This is a genomic window from Acaryochloris marina MBIC11017, from assembly GCF_000018105.1.
GTDB classification, from domain to species: Bacteria; Cyanobacteriota; Cyanobacteriia; order Thermosynechococcales; family Thermosynechococcaceae; genus Acaryochloris; species Acaryochloris marina.
This window is the reverse complement of record NC_009927.1, coordinates 98052-119575: the sequence shown is the minus strand read 5'-3', so window position 1 is coordinate 119575 and position 21524 is coordinate 98052. Positions and strand designations below refer to the sequence as shown.

Sequence of the window (21524 nt, the reverse complement as noted above, 5' to 3'; positions counted from 1 at the left end):
TCATTATCATTGGCAACCTTTTATCTACCCCTTCAAACCTTTATGTCTATTGCTTCTTCGACTTTGCCAGCACCTACTTCCTCCAAACAACTGCAGCGGCTTCGCCCATGTGATGGCCATGGCCCACCAGAACCAGCTCTATCGGATGCCAATGGATGAGGGGTTACGCCAAGCCATGGAGAATGCAGAAGATCGCATTCTCCATCACATAAATGAGTTGGTTCATCGGATCAATGAAGCAAGCCGGATGGGTATCAACTTCAACGTGATCGATAACGGTCAATTGATTGGTTATTATCCGGCGCTACACCACATTGATGAACCCACTGAAGCTGAGGGAACCCTGACCCAAGGGGATATTGAGACAGTGATCGAGCATATGCAAAATCAACACAATGCTATGTATTCATCGGCTTATGATTCAGCCATTCCATCTGGTCGTTTAACGGTATGGGAGATGGTGCTTCATCAACACCGAATCAATTGTCGATTAAGCCAGGAAGAGATTGAGCCCCAGTTTGATAACAACGATCCTTGCTATGATCCATCGTTGAATGAACCGTATGAGGTTCCGCTTTTAGAGCCGGGTGTTCATGAGCAAATCAACTATAGTCAGATAGCCGAAACGCATGAGGCTCAACTAATAAGACTCATTGACATGGACGCCAGGGAAGTTGCTCAACACTCTCTCATGAGAGATAAGAAGAACAGCTTCATTACCCAAGAACTTGCAGAACAATTCTGCACTGAATACCGGAATCCTGGAAGCGATGCTCCTGTATTCACAGACCTCTATTGGCAAGAGATCAATGACCACCGGAAGTCAGGGGATTGGTATGTGTTCCGTATCCCCACAGATAAACACTTCATGCCTTTAGAGTTGCATGCGCTTCCTGAGTTCAACGAATTTATAAGGCGACTAGCCAAGGATACAGGGGAGCATGAAGACTATATAACTGTGCCTTTTGGAGTTCGAGAAAGCTGGAGGTGTTGGCACAACTGGGTAATGAATTTACCGATGGGCGCTGTTCCCCCAAAAGAATTTCCAATGATTCAAGTTGGTGAGCAGATTGTCATTGCTGAACCGGAAAGATATAAGGTTTATCAGATTCTGGGACGACGTGGCAGATACTTTATTGTTCAAGATCTTTGGTTCCAAGGACAGCAAGCCATCGTTTTACATCCGGGTAAAGAAGTTTATATTCTTCTCCAACGAATCGACGAATTAGAGTTTCAGTGACGAACTTATTCAGGAGAGAGCTTTTGGGCGCGAGGTTACTATGTTTCGGTAGTGGGTTTGGATGAAGCGGTGGTTCAAGGATATATTCGCAATCAGGAGCTAGAAAATGCTCGCTTGGAGCAGCTGAACCTGCCTTTATGTTGATGTTAGAGAGTTGCCCCTTGGGGGTTATTCCCCTGCCCCCTTGAGGGGTGAACCATAATAAGCCTCCGGCAGAGACAGAGGTAATTTAAGCTATTGGTCAGCGATTGGGGTATCTTTACAGGTACCTGAAATAGCGAAAGGGACTGAGTTCGTAAACCGTTTTCTAGGACTCGGTTTCTGCACTTCAATATGTAAGTGAGGGCCGGTACTCCAACCGGAGTTCCCACTGTAACCAATGAGTTGACCTTTTTCGACAAAATCTCCGGCTTTGAGATTCACTTTTGACTTAAAGCCTTGCTGCAGGTGGACATAGATAGACCGATATCCATCTTCATGCTCAAGCCAAATGAAATTAGAGCGAGTTGCATTTTCTTTCCCACCGCCCGTATCAGGGTATTTATCCCTTAGTGCGAGCACTTTACCAGCCCTCATGGCATAGATGGGAGTGCCAATCTTTATTGCTAGATCATAGGCATACTCCATCCGACCTTGGTGGGTTCTGCCCCGAATTCCCTGGCTTAACCACCCCTCACCATTCAATGGATGACAAAAACCTCTCAAGGGATCATCTACAGTCGGCTTTTGAGGGAGAGGAGTGGCAGAAGCAAACAACGTTCTGGTATTAGAAGGTCCTGACTGGGTAGAAATTCCTCCATACCCTTTCTTGGCGTGAACCCTTTTAATGTCGTCATCAACAATGAGTTCTATGGTAGGTTTACGCATGCTCTGCACCAGGGTTGTTTGCGTCTCTACGCTAGAGGTTAGTTGCGGTAGATTGGGCGCAAACGTACTAACCGAGAATAATACTGACGTGACCAAGTTTCGCCATCGTTGCTCGATTAGGCCTTGCTGGAGTTGATCCTGACTAATCAGACCTTGCTGAATTAAAACTTCTCCCAGTTTCTGCTTACTCCCACGTTGGAGGTTTAAGGCTTGTCTCAGTTGTGTCGGATTAAGATATCCCTTCTGGAGAAGAAGCTCACCAATCCGAATTTTGGGGAGTTGGTCCTTGGGCTGAGGCACATGCAGCTCCTGATTGGGAATCGTGGGAACCTTTTAATCTTCCAGTTTTATTGAAAAGGGAAGAACCTGATTTAAGCTGTGAGATTAATAGAAAAAGCTATTTAATTTGACTAGGATTTCATTCGGAAAAAGGTACAGAACTGCTGTCCTACCTTTAGCCTTCCCAAAATTAAATTCAAGTGAACTTTCTTTTTGAAGGGAAAAGTGTTTAGTAGGGAGTCTGTCCACTTAAACGCTGGGCAATTGGGCAAGTCATACTTCTCGTGACCAAGAATTGGCTGTTTCAGCCAATTCTTGGCTTGGTGTCGATGCGGCATCAACTCATTGCTTCTTATTTGAAGGTGTTGAACGACGTGATGAAAACACCGATAATGGTGAAGGTAAGCAGCAGCAGATCATCTTGGCCCCCCACCAAGTTCTCCCATCCGTCTGCTCCGCCGTAGATTTAGCCTGCGAGCGTACATCTTCAACTTCTGGGAAAAAACTCGCTACGGCATAGAAAGATCAGCTAACTTTTGCTCAAGTTCAGCTAGGCTCATTTCTTGTTGTTTTAGAGCCCCTAAACACCGAAGATTTAACCTTTGACTCATGGCTTCCTGCTCACCCACAATGGCAATCAATGGAATTTTGCGTTTAGAGAGTCCACGAATTTTCTTGCTGATTGTGCGGTTTTGGTTGTGAAGTTCTACCCTAGCCCCCAGTTGCCTGAGTCGAAAGAAAATTGTTTCTGCCCAGGCAGATGCTTTATTAGAAATAGAGGCGACTGCGACTTGTGTAGGAGCAGCCCAAATGGGGAGGGCACCGCTGTGATGCTCTAACAAAATGCCAATCCAGCGCTCTAGCGACCCCAAAATCGCCTGGTGCAGCATGACGGGACGCTCCAATTCTCCCAATTCATTTACAAAAGCTAGCTCAAACACTTGAGGCAGATTGAAATCGACTTGAATTGTGCCACACTGCCACGATCTCCCCAACTGATCTTGCAAACTAATTTCGAGCTTGGGGCCATAGAATGCCCCTTCATTTGGAGCTAATTTATAACTATGCCCCAAAGATTGAACCGCTTTAACTAACACAGACTCAGCCTGATCCCAGAGATGATCTGAGCCAAGCCGTTGCTCTGGTCTAAGTGATATTTGTAGGGAAAATTGGTCATAGCCAAAAGCAACATAAACCTGCTGCACCATATTGAGGAAATTGCTAATTTCACGCTGCACATCAGATGCTCGGCAGAAGATATGAGCATCATCCTGGACAAATTGCCGCAGCCGCATACACCCCGATAATGTGCCAGACAGTTCGTTGCGATGACAGATGCCAAACTCCATCAATCGCATGGGATTTTCCCGATAGCTGCGCTTGCGGGACTGATAAATAGCAATATGGGCAGGGCATGACATGGGCTTCAACGCATAGTCAGGGCTGATGACGGATAGGGCTGATTCATCGTCTATATCTGCCTCTACGCTGCCAACAACAAACATTCCCTGACGAAATTTTTCCCAATGCCTTGAGCGCTCCCATAGCGATCTATTAAGTGCTATGGGCGATCGCACTTCTTCAAATCCATGCCCTTGATAAACTTGCCGCATGAAGTCTTCAATGCTGCGAAAAAGCCGCAGTCCCTGTGGGTGCCAAAACACCATTCCTGGACTATGCTCTTCAAAGTGAAACAAGTCCATATCCCTTGCAAGTTCACGGTGGTCCGCCATTTTAGTCTCTCCTGTTGTCTGAGTAATGAGGTAATAAAAAACCCTCCAAACTATGCTTGGAGGGACAGATGAGTTGCATGTGCAATCAATCGTCACGTCCCTCCAGGCGTGATAGTAGTGGTGGCGGTAGCAGTGTTCATTGCAAGAGACATTGTCAGCAAAATGGGCATTCCTTTTGACCTTCTGAATACAGGTGGTGAAAAAACATTGCCCCCCAGAGTTCGTCTGGAGGGCAACTAAAGTAGTAAGACCAATTTCAGCGCAGCGCCTTACAACCCTCCTATGTGGGTAGTTGTTGTGGTAGTGCTAGTAAGGACGAGTGCTGTTTTCACTATGAGAAAAGCTTTGTTCCAATATGTTCTCAATATAGCAATTCTTGGCTTGGATCAAAACCAGATATCAGTGTCAGGAGCGATCAAGGTAATCTAAGGGCTTAATGTCACTCCCCTGAAATGTTCCTCCTGTATGATTTCGATTTCTGCGATTGCAGCCACTTTAACGAGAATTTCAACGAGCCTTAAATTTAGGCCATAGCCAAATTTTTCCGCACCTTCCCAGCAAGGCTTCAGAGAGTTGGTTACTTCATAAAAGATTTCAAATAGGTTCTATACAGTTGTGATGACTAAAGAAATGAAGATAGGTCCGTTAGTATGGATGATAATCATTCTCATAGCACTGGGTCTGACCAGATTCCCTATTGCGCCCCTATCAGTGTTTTTAGTTAAAAGTATTTTGCATGAACCTTACTCTTCACAACACTCTCACCAATCAAAAAGAGCCATTTATCTCCGTTCACCCAGAACGAGTGGTGATGTATTGCTGTGGCGTGACGGTATATGACAATTGTCATTTAGGGCATGCTCGTTCGTACATGGCTTGGGATGTGCTGCGGCGCTATTTAAAGTGGTGTGGATACACAGTGCGCTATGTGCAGAATTTTACAGATATTGACGACAAGATTCTCCATCGCGCCATAGTAGAGGGCATAACGATGCAGGAGGTGAGCGATCGCTATATTAATGCCTATTTTCGTGATATTCGCCGACTCAATATTCTAGATGCTGATGACTATCCCCGTGTGACAGAGCACATTCCTGCAATTCATCAATTGATCCAGGCACTAGAACAGCAAGGCTACGCTTATGCGATCGATGGCGATGTTTACTATAGCGTGCGGCAATTTTCGGAGTATGGAAAGCTCTCTGGTCGTAAGCTTGAGCAACTGAAGGTAGGTGCAGGAGGACGAGTTGCCGATGATACTCAAGACCAGAAGAAGCGCGATCCGTTTGATTTTGCCTTGTGGAAATCTGCAAAACCTGGTGAACCTGCCTGGGAATCGCCCTGGGGACTAGGAAGACCCGGTTGGCACATCGAATGCTCGGCCATGATCCGGGCGCGATTGGGCGAAACCATTGACATTCATGGAGGTGGTGGTGATCTAGTGTTTCCTCACCATGAAAACGAGATTGCTCAATCAGAAGTGCTGACCGGACAGCCGCTCGCTCGCTACTGGCTGCACAATGGGATGGTAACGGTGAATGGGGAAAAAATGTCGAAATCCCTAGGCAATTTCACCACGATTCGTGACCTGCTAGATGGAGGTTGGGCAGACTATCCGGAGCCGGTAGATCCAATGGCGGTGCGACTGTTTGTGTTGCAGGGGCACTATAGGAAACCGCTTGATTTTACAAAAGATGCGATCGTGGCTTCGATCAATAGTTGGCAGACGTTAAAAGCCGGAATTCTCTTTGGCAACCGTCACCGAGTAGCATTGTCGTCGCCATTTGCTAGCATCCAGTCTTCACCTCAGGAACCCAGTTCAGAAGACCCATGGACCAAACGGTTTCAATCCGCAATGGATGATGATCTGAACACATCGGGGGCTCTGGCAGTGCTGTTTGAACTTGCCAAAGCGCTGCAGAGAGAGGGGAACCGTCTGGTACATGAAGGCAAGTCCCAGTCCAGTCCGGAGCTGCTCTGGCAGCAGTGGCAAACATTATTGTATCTGGCCCAGGTATTGGGTTTAGAAGCTAAAGTCAACAGTGATACGGATGAAGCAACTGGCAAATTAGATGAGGCTGTAATAACTGATCTAATTCAGCAGCGACAAACAGCCCGAAAACAGCGAGACTTTATAACTGCAGATGATATTCGCGCTCAACTATCGGCAGCGGGGATTACAGTGGTTGATCAACCAGATGGAGCTACCCGTTGGCATCGGCACTAAATCAGCAACAAACTCGACATGCACAACGACAAACTGGGACACTGACAACACACTGTAAGCTTTCTATCCTGTTGACATACAATCCTCGCATATACAGTTCATTTCTAATTGTGGGCTCGCAAGGGGAAGCCTGCATCGCTAGTGTTTTTCTTTAGCACATCCATAATTGATGCGCTTATCGTGACTTCCTTAACTTTTTGGCACTGACCGCAGATTAAAAATTGCGTCTGAGCATGCGCGTGCTCGCACTTAATATGTTCGCAAGCAACATACTTATTGATCAGATCAAGGCGATGCACTAAGTTCTCTGCCATTAAAAACTCTAAAATTCGATACATAGACATGGCAGGCATGGTGTCACCCAATGCAGTTTTATAAGTCTCCACTAATTCATAAGCAGAGAGTGCTTTGCCCGATTTAAGTAACAGTGATAGCGCTAGTTTTCTTTTTTTAGTTAAACGCGAGCTATTTTCTTTACAGCGCCGCTCTGCGCGATCAATAACCCGTTGAATAGCATCCATTCTTTATCTCACCGCAATTGTATTTTTAGTAAAGGTCAGAAAGTTGATTGCCAAATGGAAGCGAGAGCGGGGGTTACGATAGCGTTGCTGCTGGTCGGGTGTGCTCAGACTCCGGTCAAGGTTGAGAACATCGAGCCTAGAACGGAGGTGGCAAAGACGACTACGCCCCGCCCCTCGCCTCAACAACGACAGATGCCTTGGCGATTGAAACTACAGCTAACCTTAGATCATCCAAATGACCTTAAGGTGAAGGTGAATGAGGTAGTGACAAAGGGGCAGATAGTGAGTGAGCGTTCCCTAATCAGGACCAGTCTTGTGCAAGAACGTGAGAGTCTGCGGCAGCAGCTGCAGCACTTGCAAACCCAAACTTTCACAGTTGTCCCCGATTTTGCAGTAGAGCAGGTCGAAGTGAAACTAGCTCGATTAAGAGTGGAGCAGGCAAGAGATGCGATCTCAAATTTCTATGCAGACTCTCCCTGGACTGACTACGCCCGCCGGGTGTTGCCGCTATCAGAGAAGACTGAGCTTGGGAAATTGGAAGGGAAGTATCAAGAAGCAAAAGGAAAGCTGACCCTTGCGATTGCTAAGCTCACAAAAGCTAAGCAACAAAATAGAGTTCGGCACAATCAATCAACGCAGAAAGCTAAGTTGATAGCCGAGATCCACACAATAGAAAACAAACTGAATACAAAGGGGATTGTGCGGTCCCCTTACAATGGCCAAATCAAATCAATTAAATGGCTGCGACAGACCGATCAAGAACTGTACTTGGATTTGGTTATAACTGTTTCAGGTCAATCTGTTTCATTATGAAGCTATACAAAGGCAGTGGGTAAGGGTGCAGGCATGTGAGTAACTTCTGGCTTACCTAAGTATGTGTTGCGAGTATTGCCACTCTCAGCGTGGTAAGGATTAGTCCCTATCAACATAGTCAGACCCATGCTGATCCAACAAAGAGATGTTTGAAAGGTAAAAGAGCATTGATGGACTTTCAAAGCAGATTTTTATTCTTTACTAGAGGCTTAAGCGATCATTCTGATGAAATCTTGAAAGGGCGTCAAAAGACAGTTTGTCAAACTTGAAAGACTTTGACAGGGCTAAATCTTGAGGATGACCTACCCTTTAAAGCAGACTTAGAAATGGTATTTTTGACTCAATAATTATCCAACCTTAGAACTTGATTCTTGTGGTAGGATTCAGAAACAATTTTATAAATTCGGTTCTAACGGGGAACAGTCGTTAGAGGAAACGGGGAAAGTCCGGTGTAAATCCGGCGCTGTCCCGCAGCTGTGATGAGGCTTTGTCCTCAGAGTCAGAACGCCCGCCGAGTGATTACTCACTTTCACAACATCTGCGAGGTATAGATGATGAATGATTTAGCTTTAATTAAGTCACGGTTGCATTGTCATTGGAGCATCACTACATAGCTTTGGTGATGATAAGGGACCAGAAATTAAGTGGCTTTCTACCAAGAACGACCATTCTTGGTAGAAAGCCTGGGTGGATTCGGTAGAGGTAAATGCACGTCAGCAGAGCGTGCTCCTCACTTGACATTCCCCAAATCCGCTCATGCGTAAACTCTGGATCGTTGGATTTCTTAGAAGCCTTGTCGATTGAGTTTTATAAGCAACTCCATAGGGTTATAGGTCCCAAAGTTACTAAAACCCTTCGCTTCATAAATAAATGAATTCTTAGGACAACACAAGCATGACCATAAAGACCATGACCCTGGCCTATACCCGCATGGGTATGCATCGGGAAGTGAAGAAAGCTCTGGAAGCTTATTGGCGCGGTGATGTAGATACCAACAGCTTACACACTACCGAACGCGACATTGAGGCAGGAATTGCCAATCTGCCCATGCAGCAAATCTGGGTGAATCCTGACTGTGGTTTGAAAACACGCCGCTGTAAAGAAGTCATGCCGTCACCCAAAAACAGGGTAGCAGCGGCCCAACAGTTACGGGAGGAGATCGATGCGACCCCCCACTAGCGTCTGGCAGGGCTATTCAGGCTACTGGCAGTCAGCCTTTATTCGAGAATATTTACTCCCCATCGGTCATGCTGCCTGGCAAGGCTACCTGACCCAGTGGCGGGGACTAGTGTCTTGTGATGTGGACGTTGTTGATGTCTCTACTCTGGACTGGCATATCGATCTGGTGGAATACGGCATCCAATACATTCCTAAGGCTGAGATCCAAGACTATCTGGAGGTCCATAACCTGGACATGGATTTTGTCCATCGTTTGATGGAGGCGGCTATGACCTATCAACCGGGTCAAGATATTCTTGTTGCCATCCTTGGTAATGGGCAGGTCGATATCAATTGGTTGCAGAACTTAGCGATTTCCCCACCCGATTGCTATCACGAAATGCGTAGCCGCCACTCAGAATTCGCTCTAGCACCCAGCTCTGGCGGGAGGTGCAAAGATGGCTGTTGAAGCCAGAGCCACCTGGCAACAAGCCTTTGTCGCTACCAACACACTAACGCTAGGACATAACACTTGGTGTGGTTTTCTGGCGTACGAAGTGGTCTGTAACGGGTGGGATGCGTTTAAACCCTTGGCACCCGATTTTCCAAACTACAACTATTTTTCATTGACCTGAATCCCTCATGCAATCTCAGCCCATGACCCAAACCACATTATTTGTCTGCTCACTATGTCGATTCTCTAAGGATGAAGCCTGTCGGGACGGTATTTCGGGAGGCCAATACCTGATTAACCAACTCCACCAGGCACTCGAAGCCTGCAATCTACAAGATACGGTTCGGTTAGAACCATTGCGCTGTATGGCGGGGTGCAGCCACCCTTGCAACGTTAGCCTTGCCGCTCCCGGTAAATTGACCTTTATCCTCAGTCAGATATCACCGACAGAGGGAGCTAAGGCGGTTGCAGTATTTTGCCAGCAATACGCCACTTCTCCCGATGGTAAAGTCCCCTACTCGGAACGTCCGAACTTGGTTCGAGAGGCCACTGCGTTTATCCTGCCGCCGCTCCCTACTGATGCCCCCACCCGCTGATGATTCAGCTTCTATCGAATTAAATAAAGTTTGTCTTTTCATCAAAGGATTCTCATCCATGCACAAAATTCCCGTTACTGTGGTCACTGGCTTTCTCGGTTCAGGCAAAACCACTCTGGTGCGGCATCTACTGCAAAACAACCAGGGGCGTCGCATTGCCGTGTTAGTGAACGAGTTTGGCGAAGTGGGCATTGATGGCGAACTGCTGAGGTCATGCCAGGTGTGCAACGACGAGGAGACTCCTAACGGCTCTGGCCCCAATATCGTTGAACTGGCCAATGGTTGCCTCTGCTGCACAGTTCAGGAAGAGTTTTTGCCCACCATGCAGGAACTATTGAAGCGACGCGATGAGATTGACTGCATTGTGATTGAAACCTCGGGGTTAGCCCTGCCCAAGCCTTTGGTGCAAGCGTTTCGCAGGCCTGAGATCCGCACGGGAGCTACGGTAGATGGGGTGGTGACAGTGGTGGACGGAGATGCGCTGGCTCAGGGGCGTATCGTCAGCAATCTGGATGCCCTGAACACCCAGCGACAGGCAGATGACAGTTTAGAACATGAAACCCCAATAGAGGAACTGTTTGAGGATCAATTAGCCTGTGCGGATATGGTACTACTGGCCAAAACCGATGTGATACAGGGGGAGGATACATGTAGCCGCATCCAACAGTGGCTGCAGCAACAGACTCCGTCAGGTGTCAAAGTTGTTCCCTGCCATCACGGTCAAATTAGCCCAGATATTCTGCTCGGTTTCAACGCAGCTGTAGAAGATAATCTCGATAGCCGCCCCAGCCATCATGATCAGGAAGAAGACCATGATCACGATGACAACATCAACTCCATCTGCGTAGAGTTGGAGCAGACCTTTGACCCGAACACACTGATCGAACGGTTGCAAGTCTTGGTACAGCAGCAAGAAATTTATCGGATCAAGGGCTTCGTCGCCGTTCCCAATAAAGCTATGCGGTTGGTGCTCCATGGAGTGGGGCAACGCTTTGACCAATTTTATGATCGGCTATGGCAAACTAGCGAACCCCGTCTGACTCAACTAGTGTTTATCGGCCAAGGACTGGACTCCCATCATATTACTGAAGCGATTTCTGCTTAATGCTCCTGACATGGCATTCCTTTTGCCATATGTGTTGCTGTTGATTGCCCATCGAAGAGGATTTTCCCATGACCCTTACGACTCCTTCCCTAACGATGTGTAGGTGGGACAAGACAAATGTTTCGAACTGTTCTAGGGGCACGTAGGTTGGAAATCATTGATTAGATTGGGTTTGGGACATCTGCACTCCTAATAAACGTCAAACTAAAAGACTGGAGTCATTTTAATTGATGTCGATGAAATACTCTGCAGGGTATGGGTTTCAGAACATTTCAACCATGAAATAAAACCCGAAATCAGTTGATTGATCGGCAGTAAGTTGCAGCTTTGGTTGTTTTGGGCCTATAAGGGCTGTTCAAATCGAGAACTAATCTATAATTCTTTGCTCAGGATGGAGTACAACGTGGCTAAAACAACAAATTGGGACACTAAGATCGAAGAATCGGATCCACCGAAGGTGGAAAGTTTGGTGGATTTGCTCCGTTATCGAGCTGCTTACCAGCCGGATCGGAGGGGGATTACCTTTCTGGTTGATGGAGAGGAAGAAGCCCTCCATTTCACCTATGCAGAGTTGGATATCAAGGCCCGTGCGATCGCAGCAGCACTACAGTTAGCCTGCCACCCCGGCGATCGAGCCCTATTGGTCTATCAGCCTGGGTTAGAGTATGTGGCTGCCTTCTTTGGCTGCCTCTATGCAGGCGTTACGGCAGTTCCCATCTATCCCCCCCGCCCGAATCGCTCCTTGATGCGTTTGCAGAGCGTCATCGCGGATTCCCAAGCCATTTTTGCCCTTACCACCTCTCAAATTCTGTCGAAATTAGAGCGACGGCTGATTGATACTCCAGAATTGAGAGCGCTTAAGTGGCTAGCAACAGATAGCCTCAGCGTTACGGAACCCCGCCAAGCCTGGCAAGAGACTCATCCTCAGGGGCAAGATTTAGCCTTTCTTCAATACACCTCTGGTTCAACCGCAACGCCCAAAGGGGTGATGATTACTCATCACAATCTTTTAAAGAATTTATCCTTGATTCATCAATGCTTTGAGCATAGTTCCCAGAGCCTAGCGGTGATTTGGCTACCGCCCTACCATGATATGGGTCTAATTGGCGGGATTTTGCAGCCTTTATACGGGGGATTTCCCATGGTTCTGATGTCCCCATTTATGTTTTTCCAGAGCCCCATTCGCTGGCTCCAAGCCATTTCCCGCTATCAAGGAACCACCAGCGGCGGACCCAATTTCGCCTATGATTTATGCTTGCGAAAAATAAAGCCGGAACAGCTCCAAGGACTGGATCTGAGTTCCTGGCGGGTGGCCTTTAATGGAGCAGAACCCATCAGTGCCCAGACCCTTGAAGACTTTGCCACTAAATTTGCTCCTTATGGATTTCGGTCAGAAGCCTTTTTTCCTTGTTATGGTCTTGCCGAAGCCACTCTAATCGTGGCCGGGGGCCAACCGGATGCCCAACCCGCCCTCAAAACGGTCCAAGGGACTGCCTTAGAACAGCATCATGTGGTCTCGGCCCAGGCCAATGATGTCAATGCCCGCACCCTAGTGGGCTGCGGCACTTCCCTTCAAGACCAAGAAATCGTGATCGCTAATCCTGAAACTCTGCAGCAATGCTCGTCAGAAGAAGTCGGCGAGATTTGGGTGTCTGGGGAAAGTATTGCTCAAGGGTATTGGGGACAATCAGATGTATCTGAGGAAACCTTTCAGGCCCATTTGGCAGATACAGGCGCAGGCCCCTTTTTAAGAACAGGGGACTATGGCTTTTTGGTCGGCTCTGAACTTTATGTCACCGGCCGCCTCAAGGACGTGATTATTGTCAATGGCCGTAATCATTATCCTCAGGATATTGAGTGGACTGTGGTTCAAAGCTATCCCGGTATTCGCCCCAATTGTGCCGCTGCATTTTCGATTACTGAAGCGGGGGAAGAGCGGCTAATAGTGGTGGCAGAACTGGAAAGAAACTATATCAATCGCTATCGGAAAAACGGTAAGAAGCCATCCTCTCAGCCTCCTCAGCTCAATGATTTTGTCTCGCCCACATCCTTAACTGCCGATTCAGAACCTACTACCGTCGAAAAAGATATACTCACTCAAATTCGTCGGGCGGTTGCCAAAGAGCATGATTTGCACATCCATGCCCTTTGGCTGCTCAAGCCCGGTAGTATCCCCAAAACTTCTAGTGGAAAGATTCAGCGATTTACCTGTAGATCCAAATTTTTAGAGGGAGACCTAGACAGCGTAGCAAGAAGTATGCCCCGAGCTTAAAAAATGGCAGTCCACGGATTTTTTACAGGCAGAAAGTCAGTCTCAACTTAGAGGCTGTTTGAGAAGTGAGTAAAGCTCTCAAGGGGCTAATCTGTCAATACACAAACATTGGACAGGACCTTAAGATGTTGTTTGGGATTCTATGACCCTTCATTTAAGCAATCCTTGTTCTACCCCAATTGTTCTCGAAGTTCAATAGTCCGCCTCGTCCAAATGTTCTGAGACATCTCGGTAAAGATTAAAAATATGGTGGTCTTTTAATCCGTAAATCACGGTTCGTCCACATTTACGGCGGCGAACCATTCGTGTATTCCTGAGGACTCTCAGTTGATGGGACACGGCTGATTCTGACATCTCAACTGCTGCCGCTAACTCTCCCACCCGCATTTCTTCAATGGCAAGAGCCGATAAGATTCTCCAACGATTAGGGTCGCTCAATACGCCTAAAAATTCAGCCATCCGCTGTGCCTTTTCAAAAGACAAAATTTGATCGACCACCGGCTTCTCTGACCGGGGTTTCTCCGACAAGGAATGAGTGCTGATATCAAGGTGAGAGTGCGACATAACATGACTGAAGGTGGCTTGACCCTAAGATAATCAACTCTAGATGGCTTTCTGCATACATTACTAATGACATTTTAATACTTGAGCAGTTATTCATATGTTAGGCTGTGAAGCATGAATGATTGTTCATATATTTAGTTATGGAGGTTTGCAATGGCAACCGTTACTCAAATGAAATGTGCTTGCGAGTCTTGTCTTTGCATCGTGACGATTAGTGATGCGATTCAAAAAGGCGGTCAGTATTTTTGTGGCCAAGCCTGTGCAGATGGACATCCCTCAGGCTCGGGTTGTGGACATACGGGTTGTCGATGCAGTTCATAATTTGAACTAAGCCCGCTTTTGTATTGATCTGAATGGATGGGATTAGAGGAGCTTCAAAGGATCGACATCAATTTGAAGACGTAAATTTTGTGGACACCGTTGTTGGCATTCTTGTCTGGGAAACGGCCAGTGTTCAGACTGGCCCAGTTTAGCCTGGGGGCGTTTAACTAACACATGCCAATAATATCGTCGGGCTACTCTCAAAATACTAGCGGGAGCAGGACCGAGAATACTGCCCTCATAGCGATGTAATTGGATATAAGCCTTTAGGTAATTGGCAATATCTAGGGCAGTATTCTCAACCATCGTTTCATTGAGACCACTGATGCGTAGGAGGATTAGTTGTTGGAAGGGCGGATAATTGGCTTCCCGGCGCTGCTTGAGTTCATTGATGAGAAAGGTATTCATTGAATATTGTTGAACGGCCTGAATGACGGGGTGTTCCGGAGCATAGGTTTGTAGGATTACTTGGCCAGGATGCTCCCCACGACCTGCGCGTCCTGCCACTTGTAGCAGGGTCTGAAAGGTGCGTTCACTGGCCCGAAAATCGGGAATATTGAGTAAGCTATCTGCAGCCAAAACGCCAATTAATTGAACTTGGGGTAAATCAATTCCTTTAGTGAGCATTTGTGTACCAACCATTAGGTCTGCCTGGCCACGGGCAAACTGATTTAGAAGCTGACGATGGGCTCCTTTCCGACGAGTGGTGTCACTATCAAAGCGAATCACTCGCAATTCGGGAAACGTTTTGTCTAATTCCTGCATGACTCGCTGGGTCCCACTTCCAAAAAATCGGAAGTAAGAGGACTTGCAGACAGGACAAGCTTGCGGTTGGGGCTGAGTGTAGTTGCAATAATGGCATCGCAACAGAGTTTGACGGGAATCAGGGCTATGGTGGTAGGTCATAGAAATGCTGCAGTGAGGACATTCAGCGACATAACCACAACTGCGGCAAGAGACAAAAGTGCTATGGCCTCGACGAGGCATAAATAATGGCTCTCTGGGAATTAGCGTGTAGCAGTCCTACATTTAGTGTGTTTCCTTTTTCATCCCTATGGAATGATCTGAGGTAGTACTTCAGAGCAATGGCGTAATGGATAACTCAATTCGCATCCCGCTCAACCTTCCTGATATTCGAGTTCTAGAGCTATCGAAGACTGAGAGAGGGGATTGGCTCATCAAGATTGAGAGTACGCTTCAAGGAACAACCTGTCATCAATGCGGACGTGAGATTACTGACCTCCATTGTCATGATCAGCCTTTTCGGATTCGTCACCTGCCATTATTTGAAGTCCCCGTTTACTTAGAAATTCGGCCCAAGCGTTATCGATGCAAGTATTGCGATGACCATCCCACAACAACTCAACATTTAGAATGGCACGAACCTCGCAGTCCCAATACAAAAGCATATGAGCGTTGGCTTCTGCGAATCTTGATCAATTCAACGGTCTCAGATGTTGCCAGAAAACTAGGCGTTAGTGAGGATATCGTCAGTGGAATCATTGATCGTTGGATTGCCGCTCAAGTTGACTGGAGCGAATATGCAGACCTCAAAGTTATGGGGATGGATGAGATTTCTCTCAAACGAGGCCATCGTGATTTTGTGGTTTTGATCACGATTCCTACGACGGATGGGGTGGATATATTGGCAGTTCTAGCCGACCGTAAACAGCAGACAGTGGCAAATTTCCTTCAATCGATTCCCATTGATTTACGCCAAACCATTGAGCGCGTCTGTACGGACATGTACCAAGGATTTGTCAGTGCAGTCCGAGAACAATTGCCGCAAGCCAAAATTGTCATTGACCGCTTTCATGTGACCAAAGCCTATCGTAATTGTGCTGATACGGTTCGTAAACGTGAGGTCAAACGTCTACGACGAGAGCTCTCTAAGCAAGAGTATGACAGCATCAAAGGCGCGATGTGGCCTTTTAGAAAACGACCAGAGAATCTGAAAGAGTCAGAGCAACAACTCCTTGAGCGATTGTTTGCTTATTCTCCACAACTGAAACAGGCGTACAACCTCCGAGAGAAACTCACGCAGATATTTGAGGGCAGGTACACCAAGCACGGAGCTAAATGTGCCATCCGTGCTTGGTGTAAACAAGTACTCAAGAGTGACATCAAGGAATTCGATTGTTTTCTGACCACTATCAATAATTGGATGGACGAGATGACCAACTATTTCCTGGAGGGGTGGACCAGTGGTTTTGTGGAAGGATTTAATAACCGAGTCAAAGTCTTAAAAAGACGATGCTACGGTATTTTCGATATTGAAAGACTCTTCCAAAGGATTTCTCTTGACCTCAATGGGTATCAGACATTCGCTGTGACCTAAACACTATATCTAGCGGCTACCACGCTAATTCCCGGAGAGCCTAAATAATAGCCCTTGCTGATGCTTCTGCTGCAGTTCTTGCAAGCGTTTTTTCAATAGTCGACTGAAGATGGAATGATTGCGATTGGCCAACTCCAGGCGCATATCCACTATTTCGATGGGGGGCATGGGGCGAGCATTGACTCGCTGAGGGAGTTGAAGGTAATGAACCTTGCTCTGTGATAGATGAGGCTCACATCGCCGTGTTTGGGACCAACTCTCTAGGCAAGGCGTTGCTGAACCGAGGATAAGGGGACAGTCTTCCTGTTGGGCGCGCCACCGAGCAACGGTGCGAGCATGATAACAAGGGGCTGGCTGATCCTGTTTGTAGCCGGTATCATGTTCTTCATCTAGAACGATCAGTCCCATATTGGCTACTGGTGCGAAGATTGCTGACCGGGTGCCAATGACGACTTGGGGAGTGCTAGTGAGGAATTGCCGCCAGGTATCATACCGTTCTCCATCTGAAAGGGCACTGTGATAGACCCGAATGCGATCGCCAAATCGAGACCGAAACCGATCCGTCAGTTGCGGCGTAAGCCCAATTTCTGGCACCAGGACAATCACCGACTGCTGGCGAGCTAAAACAGGTGTAATGGCCTGCAAATAGACTTCTGTTTTACCGGAACCCGTGACGCCATGCAGTAAGACCTCAGCGTAACCTTGCAGCCGATCAAGTTGAGACAGGACCTTGGCTTGGTCGGGGGTTAGCATTTGAGGTTGATCTGGCTGAATCGGAGAGGTTTCCAACCGTAGTCGTTCCTGTTGCTGCAGGGTGATACAGCCTTTACTAGCTAATTTCTTGAGGGTGCTGCTACTCGTATGGGCAAGTCTCAACAGATCTTGTGCCCATAACTCCCCACCTTCATGTTTGAGAAGGGTCAGAATTTCCTGTTGACGCTTCGTCAAGCCCGGTACGTTGGGGGTCGTGAGGGTGACCGCCTGTTGCTGTTTAGGCTGGGTTGGCGCTTGAGTTTGGAGGTAGCTTTTAACCAGATCTCGCTGTTGGAGCTCTCTTAAGCCGACCTGGGCTTTTTTGACCTGACGACGAAGGTATTGCCAGGTATAGTCTTGGGTTGGACTTTGTTGCAGGAGCGTTAAAATGTCTTGGGCAGCTGTTCCTAAACCGTGGACATCAACGGAATTGATGGAAGTGTGCAAACGAATGCGGCGTTGAGATCGCTGCAACAAACCCGGTGGCAAGGCTACTCGAATGACGGCCATCAACGACGTTTGATAGTAGGCGGCGACTTTTTCTAAAATCTGCCAATATCCCGGTGGAAATAAATTACGACAGACCACATCCACGACACTCAAAATTCTAGTAGTGGTTAGTTCTGGCGGAAGATCCGACAAGCAACGCATGGCGATTGCCCCCACTTGTTGTGCACCAAAGGGAACGTTGAGAATATCCCCAGGGCAAATATTGAGATCAGAAGGAATACGGTAAGTAAAAAGCTTATCAGTGCCAGGACAATCAACGAGGACTTCAACAAAAGAAGCCGCTTTGGATATAGGGGTTACTGTAGGGAGAGCTTTTGGTGTCGACATATTGGCGCACCCAGGAGATTATTGTTTGTGTTTCATTTACTTAGAAACTTTTGCAGTCTGGCGATCGAGCAGTTGATTTAAATAGTCTGGCAGATGGGCATATTGATGGGGCTTATTCAAGTCTGGGCAATCTGTATAAAACTCGCAGTCTTGTGAAATTTTTCCCGTGTTGCCATCAACAAAGACATTCCAATATTTACCAACTAAACCGACTACACTAATGTTGATCATCCACTCGTGATTATCAAAACAAGTTGCACCAACGACCTCAAACAATTGACAATGTTCTGGAAATACTTCCAGATGGGACAAGAGATAATCGAGGGCTGTTTGCTTGATTGTGGTCAGTTCTAACATATAGCAATCTGGTTTGATTTGTTCTAAGTATACTGAGGCTCAAATCCTTGCTAACCAGTAGATTCACTCCAAAATATTTTCACGAATTAAATTGGATCGCTATAAAAGAACCACCCTACGCTATAGAGGCATGGGATTGACACTGATTTCTTCAATTTCTAAAGAACCAGCTAGAAAGAGATAGTGTCTCCAACCGTTATGAAAAGGAGACACCTGAGGCAGTCCCTCCAACATGGGAAAGACGCTACAATTCGCCCTGTACTGCGGGCAACTCCACCCATACCTGGTGGAGAGCGTTCCGTTAGAAATTGCAAATGGGTCAAACTCACAGTTCATAACTTGATATAGGCGGCTGCAACTCGGGCTGGCTTAATGCTGATTCACAGGATGCTGCTCAGTAAATCGGGGGGTGAGGCAGTAGGGACAATCCAACCACTCTGGTAACAGCGCGGCATTACAGACGTGGCAGTTGAGGGCTGTCTTGCGTTTGGCCTTTAATTCTGTTTTCAAGCCGCTATCTGAGAAAGTGACCCGTTCAACTTCCTCTAGAGAGGTTTCACCATTCTCAACCAGCTTTAAGCTATAGGCCAATAGGGTTTGCATTCCTTCTTCGACGGCCACTTCTTTAATGTGCTCGGTTGGGGCTCCTTCCGTGATGAGTGCCTTGAGTTTTTCGCTCACCTGCATCACCTCATAGACCCCGCACCGCCCCAAGTAGCCAATGCCTGAACAGGTGGGACAGGCATCTTCAGTGTTAGCCGTCGCCAGAATATCATCAGAGGTAGATGTATTGGCTTTATAGAAAGTAATGTCAGTCTTCCCAGACGTCACTAATCCAAACTGCGCCAGTCTCTCCTGGGACGGTCGATAGGGAATACGGCAATCGGGACAGAGACGTCGCACCAGTCGCTGAGCGACGACTCCTAGCAAGGAGGCGGAGACCATAAAGGGTTCTACGTCCATCTCAGCCAAGCGGACAATGGCACTAGCCGCATCATTCGTGTGCAAAGTGGTTAACACCAAGTGCCCCGTGAGCGCGGCTTCAATAGCAGTTTTGGCGGTTTCCTTGTCCCGTGTCTCACCCACGAGTAGGACATCAGGGTCTTGCCGCAGAAAGGCTCGCAGGATCGAGGCAAAGTCCATGCCTTTTTCTCGCAGCACCTGCACCTGGGTAATCCCTGGCAACGTATATTCAATCGGATCTTCAACGGTACAGATATTAACTTCGGGGGTATTCCGTTCCGTCAAAGCCGAATACAAAGTGGTCGTTTTACCAGAACCCGTTGGACCCGTGACTAAAATTAGACCAAAAGGACGATCGACCATGGACCTCACCAACTCCAGGCTCATTGGGTCATCAATCAAATTGTCGAGACCCAGCTGCATGGAAGAGTTGTCTAAGATCCGCAACACCACTTTCTCGCCATAGCGACTCGGCAAGGTGCTGACACGAAAGTCAACTTTACGTCCTTGAAACAGTCGAAGAATACGTCCATCCTGGGGCAGACGCCGTTCCGCAATATCTAAATTGGCAATGATTTTAAATCGAGAGACCAGGGCAGGCGTAATTCGCCGTGGAAGAGGTTGGAAGGCGTTATGGAGGAGGCCGTCTTTCCGAAAGCGAACTCGCAGGTTTTCTTCTTGCGGTTCAATATGAATATCTGAAATCTGGTTCTGCAAGGCCTTCGCTAAAATCTTATTGACCAAAGAAATGATGGGTGCTGCATTTTCGTCTAGCAGTGCTTCATCTAAGTTGGTGTCGGCATCATTGGTGGCCAGATCTTCAATGCCGCCTAAGCGATCGAGATCATCTTCCAGCCCATACTCAACGGGCAAATTCTCTTGGATCGTGGCTTGGCGTTTGGCTTGAGCGTCCAAAAACTTGGCGATCAACATTTGGTAAGTATCCAAATCCAGGACGACCCGTTGGAAGGTCATGCCATTGGAGCGCAATAAGTAGCCAATATCATCAATGGCGCTGAGGTGATCGGGATTGACCATACCGATCCGAACAACTGGCGGATCCTCTTCTTCATTGAGTGAAAGTGGTAACAACTGATAGCGACGGCAGTAGTCGAGGGGAATAACGGTGCGAATCAGCCGATCAATTTCATCGAAGTCAACTTGAGTAAGCTCAGGATCCAGACACTCTAGGCCATAGAGGATTTTTAACTCAAAGAGTTGCTGACGCTTGATCTGCCGAAGCAACCGAGGTGGGAGGGGCTTCCCCGTCATTTTTTGGAGAATCGCCAACAGAGAGCGACCTTTCCGCCGACTCTCATAAATCGCCTCACGCAAGCGTGTTTGATCTACATAACCACTCTTAATAAGTTTTTCGTTTGAAGGAGAAAAGTTGTTTCTAACGAGCAAATCTCGCTTGGATAAGTCATTCCCCATGAGATAAAAACGCTATAAATTTAACTAAATGTGAAGCTAAAAAACCGTGTATCCACGAATGCTTTAGGTTATGCGAAAACTCAAGGCTAATGCAGACTTACTCAGCCGTCACCTGCCAACACGACAAATATCCTTTCGGTAATAATTATCGACATGTAGCTCCCATGAAAATCAATACCTCCCCACACTGTAGGCTCTCAATTCTGTTGACATACAATCTTGGCATATACAGTTTATTTCTAATTGTGGACTCGCAAGATGAAAGCCTGCATCGCTAGTGTTTTTCTTTAGCAAATCCATAATTGGTGCGCTTATCGCGACTTCCTTAACTTTTTGGCACTGACCGCAGATTAAAAATTGCGTCTGAGCATGTTCGTGTTCGCACTTTATGTGTTCGCAAGCGACATACTTATTGATCAGATCAAGGCGATGCACCAAGTTCTCTGCCATTAAAAACTCTAAAATTCGATACATAGACATGGCAGGCATGGTGTCACCCAATTCAGTTTTATAAGCCTCCACTAACTCATAAGCAGAGAGTGCTTTGCCCGATTTAAGTAACAGTGATAGCGCTAGTTTTCTTTTTTTAGTGAAACGCGAGCCGTTTTCTTTACAGCGTCGCTCTGCGTGATCGATAACCCGTTGAATAGCATCCATTCTTTATCTCAACGAAATTGCATTTTTAGTAGAGG

Annotated in this window: 19 protein-coding genes, 3 pseudogenes and 1 riboswitch; of the genes and pseudogenes, 13 read left to right on the top strand and 9 right to left on the bottom strand. The window is 47.1% G+C overall.

Going from position 1 to position 21524, the window contains the following annotated elements; all coding sequences use genetic code 11:
- Positions 1 to 175 precede the first annotated feature (175 nt).
- Together AM1_RS31050 and AM1_RS43535 are read left to right on the top strand one after the other, a co-directional pair.
- The gene (locus AM1_RS31050; RefSeq protein WP_148216021.1) at positions 176 to 1240 is read left to right on the top strand and encodes a hypothetical protein; all 1065 of its coding nucleotides are present in this window, start codon (positions 176 to 178) and stop codon (positions 1238 to 1240) included.
- Positions 1241 to 1252: 12 nt separating this feature from the next.
- Positions 1253 to 1384, top strand: a pseudogene (locus tag AM1_RS43535) (IS200/IS605 family transposase); the annotation flags it as partial.
- 90 nt (positions 1385 to 1474) lie between these two features.
- On the opposite strand, the gene AM1_RS31045 reads toward AM1_RS43535, so the two are convergent.
- Positions 1475 to 2407 carry a M23 family metallopeptidase gene (locus tag AM1_RS31045; protein WP_238549350.1) on the bottom strand — a complete coding sequence of 311 codons (933 nt, stop codon included), beginning with the start codon at positions 2405 to 2407 and terminating at the stop codon, positions 1475 to 1477.
- A gap of 274 nt (positions 2408 to 2681) precedes the next feature.
- Between AM1_RS31045 and AM1_RS42550 the strand changes: the two genes are divergently transcribed.
- Positions 2682 to 2906: a hypothetical protein gene (locus AM1_RS42550; protein ID WP_012167042.1), complete on the top strand. Its 225-nt coding sequence runs from the start codon at positions 2682 to 2684 to the stop codon at positions 2904 to 2906.
- Here the strand turns inward: AM1_RS42550 and thrS are convergent.
- A complete protein-coding gene (thrS, locus tag AM1_RS31035; RefSeq protein WP_049783876.1) occupies positions 2896 to 4119 on the bottom strand; it encodes a threonine--tRNA ligase in 1224 nt (407 codons plus the stop codon). The genes AM1_RS42550 and thrS overlap by 11 nt on opposite strands.
- A gap of 736 nt (positions 4120 to 4855) precedes the next feature.
- Here thrS and cysS point away from each other — a divergent pair.
- Positions 4856 to 6346, top strand: a complete 1491-nt coding sequence (cysS, locus tag AM1_RS31030) for a cysteine--tRNA ligase (protein WP_012167039.1) — start codon at positions 4856 to 4858, stop codon at positions 6344 to 6346.
- A gap of 63 nt (positions 6347 to 6409) precedes the next feature.
- Here cysS and AM1_RS31025 read toward each other — a convergent pair.
- Positions 6410 to 6867 (bottom strand): annotated as a pseudogene (locus AM1_RS31025) (Fur family transcriptional regulator).
- 54 nt (positions 6868 to 6921) lie between these two features.
- Here AM1_RS31025 and AM1_RS31020 point away from each other — a divergent pair.
- The 7 genes from AM1_RS31020 to AM1_RS30995 all read left to right on the top strand — a co-directional run bounded on the left by AM1_RS31020 (position 6922) and on the right by AM1_RS30995 (position 13265).
- On the top strand, positions 6922 to 7680 hold the full coding sequence (locus AM1_RS31020) for an HlyD family secretion protein (protein WP_012167038.1): 759 nt from the start codon (positions 6922 to 6924) through the stop codon (positions 7678 to 7680).
- Positions 7681 to 8067: 387 nt separating this feature from the next.
- A riboswitch (cobalamin riboswitch) is annotated at positions 8068 to 8210 on the top strand.
- A gap of 364 nt (positions 8211 to 8574) precedes the next feature.
- Positions 8575 to 8859 carry a methionine synthase II (cobalamin-independent) gene (locus tag AM1_RS44105; protein ID WP_041661225.1) on the top strand — a complete coding sequence of 95 codons (285 nt, stop codon included), beginning with the start codon at positions 8575 to 8577 and terminating at the stop codon, positions 8857 to 8859.
- Complete coding sequence (locus tag AM1_RS31010) at positions 8843 to 9307, top strand: hypothetical protein (protein ID WP_012167034.1); 465 nt, start codon at positions 8843 to 8845, stop codon at positions 9305 to 9307. Before AM1_RS44105 ends, AM1_RS31010 begins: the two co-directional genes overlap by 17 nt.
- Entirely contained in the window at positions 9297 to 9473 is a 177-nt protein-coding gene (locus tag AM1_RS42545; protein WP_012167033.1) for a hypothetical protein, read from the top strand. Before AM1_RS31010 ends, AM1_RS42545 begins: the two co-directional genes overlap by 11 nt.
- Positions 9474 to 9480: 7 nt before the next feature.
- The gene (locus AM1_RS31005; RefSeq protein WP_148216020.1) at positions 9481 to 9888 is read left to right on the top strand and encodes a DUF1636 family protein; all 408 of its coding nucleotides are present in this window, start codon (positions 9481 to 9483) and stop codon (positions 9886 to 9888) included.
- Between the two features lie 58 nt (positions 9889 to 9946).
- The gene (gene cobW / locus AM1_RS31000; protein WP_012167031.1) at positions 9947 to 10993 is read left to right on the top strand and encodes a cobalamin biosynthesis protein CobW; all 1047 of its coding nucleotides are present in this window, start codon (positions 9947 to 9949) and stop codon (positions 10991 to 10993) included.
- 391 nt (positions 10994 to 11384) lie between these two features.
- On the top strand, positions 11385 to 13265 hold the full coding sequence (locus AM1_RS30995; protein ID WP_012167030.1) for a fatty acyl-AMP ligase: 1881 nt from the start codon (positions 11385 to 11387) through the stop codon (positions 13263 to 13265).
- Positions 13266 to 13457: 192 nt separating this feature from the next.
- Here the strand turns inward: AM1_RS30995 and AM1_RS30990 are convergent, their stop codons facing one another.
- Positions 13458 to 13829, bottom strand: coding sequence for an ArsR/SmtB family transcription factor (locus AM1_RS30990; RefSeq protein ID WP_012167029.1), 372 nt, complete (start codon positions 13827 to 13829; stop codon positions 13458 to 13460).
- Between the two features lie 153 nt (positions 13830 to 13982).
- Here AM1_RS30990 and AM1_RS39125 point away from each other — a divergent pair, with 153 nt between their 5' ends.
- On the top strand, positions 13983 to 14150 hold the full coding sequence (locus AM1_RS39125; RefSeq protein ID WP_071820010.1) for a metallothionein: 168 nt from the start codon (positions 13983 to 13985) through the stop codon (positions 14148 to 14150).
- A gap of 42 nt (positions 14151 to 14192) precedes the next feature.
- On the opposite strand, the pseudogene priA (AM1_RS30985) reads toward AM1_RS39125, so the two are convergent.
- Positions 14193 to 15143, bottom strand: a pseudogene (gene priA, locus AM1_RS30985) (replication restart helicase PriA); the annotation flags it as partial.
- A 100-nt stretch (positions 15144 to 15243) separates the two neighbouring features.
- On the opposite strand from priA (AM1_RS30985), the gene AM1_RS30980 reads away from it, so the two are divergent.
- Entirely contained in the window at positions 15244 to 16488 is a 1245-nt protein-coding gene (locus AM1_RS30980; RefSeq protein ID WP_012160803.1) for an ISL3-like element ISAcma10 family transposase, read from the top strand.
- A gap of 24 nt (positions 16489 to 16512) precedes the next feature.
- Here the strand turns inward: AM1_RS30980 and priA (AM1_RS30975) are convergent, their stop codons facing one another.
- The 4 genes from priA (AM1_RS30975) to AM1_RS30960 form a co-directional block, all read right to left on the bottom strand.
- Complete coding sequence (gene priA, locus AM1_RS30975) at positions 16513 to 18078, bottom strand: replication restart helicase PriA (RefSeq protein ID WP_390610078.1); 1566 nt, start codon at positions 18076 to 18078, stop codon at positions 16513 to 16515.
- Positions 18079 to 18114: 36 nt separating this feature from the next.
- Positions 18115 to 18435, bottom strand: a complete 321-nt coding sequence (locus AM1_RS30970) for a hypothetical protein (RefSeq protein ID WP_012167027.1) — start codon at positions 18433 to 18435, stop codon at positions 18115 to 18117.
- A 369-nt stretch (positions 18436 to 18804) separates the two neighbouring features.
- The gene (locus AM1_RS30965) at positions 18805 to 20832 is read right to left on the bottom strand and encodes a GspE/PulE family protein (protein WP_012167025.1); all 2028 of its coding nucleotides are present in this window, start codon (positions 20830 to 20832) and stop codon (positions 18805 to 18807) included.
- A gap of 171 nt (positions 20833 to 21003) precedes the next feature.
- Positions 21004 to 21489, bottom strand: coding sequence for a Fur family transcriptional regulator (locus tag AM1_RS30960; RefSeq protein ID WP_012167024.1), 486 nt, complete (start codon positions 21487 to 21489; stop codon positions 21004 to 21006).
- Positions 21490 to 21524: the final 35 nt, after the last annotated feature.

Bases quoted from the DNA above. Each gene is read 5' to 3' on its own strand.
- AM1_RS31005 (WP_148216020.1), top strand. From the start codon at position 9,481: ATGCAATCTCAGCCCATGACCCAAACCACATTATTTGTCTGCTCACTA.
- AM1_RS30960 (WP_012167024.1), bottom strand. From the start codon at position 21,489: ATGGATGCTATTCAACGGGTTATCGATCACGCAGAGCGACGCTGTAAA.
- cysS (WP_012167039.1), top strand. From the start codon at position 4,856: ATGAACCTTACTCTTCACAACACTCTCACCAATCAAAAAGAGCCATTT.
- AM1_RS30965 (WP_012167025.1), bottom strand. From the start codon at position 20,832: ATGGGGAATGACTTATCCAAGCGAGATTTGCTCGTTAGAAACAACTTT.
- AM1_RS30990 (WP_012167029.1), bottom strand. From the start codon at position 13,829: ATGTCGCACTCTCACCTTGATATCAGCACTCATTCCTTGTCGGAGAAA.
- AM1_RS39125 (WP_071820010.1), top strand. From the start codon at position 13,983: ATGGCAACCGTTACTCAAATGAAATGTGCTTGCGAGTCTTGTCTTTGC.
- cobW (WP_012167031.1), top strand. From the start codon at position 9,947: ATGCACAAAATTCCCGTTACTGTGGTCACTGGCTTTCTCGGTTCAGGC.
- thrS (WP_049783876.1), bottom strand. From the start codon at position 4,119: ATGGCGGACCACCGTGAACTTGCAAGGGATATGGACTTGTTTCACTTT.
- AM1_RS30980 (WP_012160803.1), top strand. From the start codon at position 15,244: ATGGATAACTCAATTCGCATCCCGCTCAACCTTCCTGATATTCGAGTT.
- AM1_RS30970 (WP_012167027.1), bottom strand. From the start codon at position 18,435: ATGTTAGAACTGACCACAATCAAGCAAACAGCCCTCGATTATCTCTTG.
- AM1_RS30995 (WP_012167030.1), top strand. From the start codon at position 11,385: ATGGAGTACAACGTGGCTAAAACAACAAATTGGGACACTAAGATCGAA.
- AM1_RS42545 (WP_012167033.1), top strand. From the start codon at position 9,297: ATGGCTGTTGAAGCCAGAGCCACCTGGCAACAAGCCTTTGTCGCTACC.
- AM1_RS31010 (WP_012167034.1), top strand. From the start codon at position 8,843: ATGCGACCCCCCACTAGCGTCTGGCAGGGCTATTCAGGCTACTGGCAG.
- AM1_RS31050 (WP_148216021.1), top strand. From the start codon at position 176: ATGGAGAATGCAGAAGATCGCATTCTCCATCACATAAATGAGTTGGTT.
- AM1_RS31020 (WP_012167038.1), top strand. From the start codon at position 6,922: ATGGAAGCGAGAGCGGGGGTTACGATAGCGTTGCTGCTGGTCGGGTGT.
- AM1_RS44105 (WP_041661225.1), top strand. From the start codon at position 8,575: ATGACCATAAAGACCATGACCCTGGCCTATACCCGCATGGGTATGCAT.
- priA (WP_390610078.1), bottom strand. From the start codon at position 18,078: ATGTCGACACCAAAAGCTCTCCCTACAGTAACCCCTATATCCAAAGCG.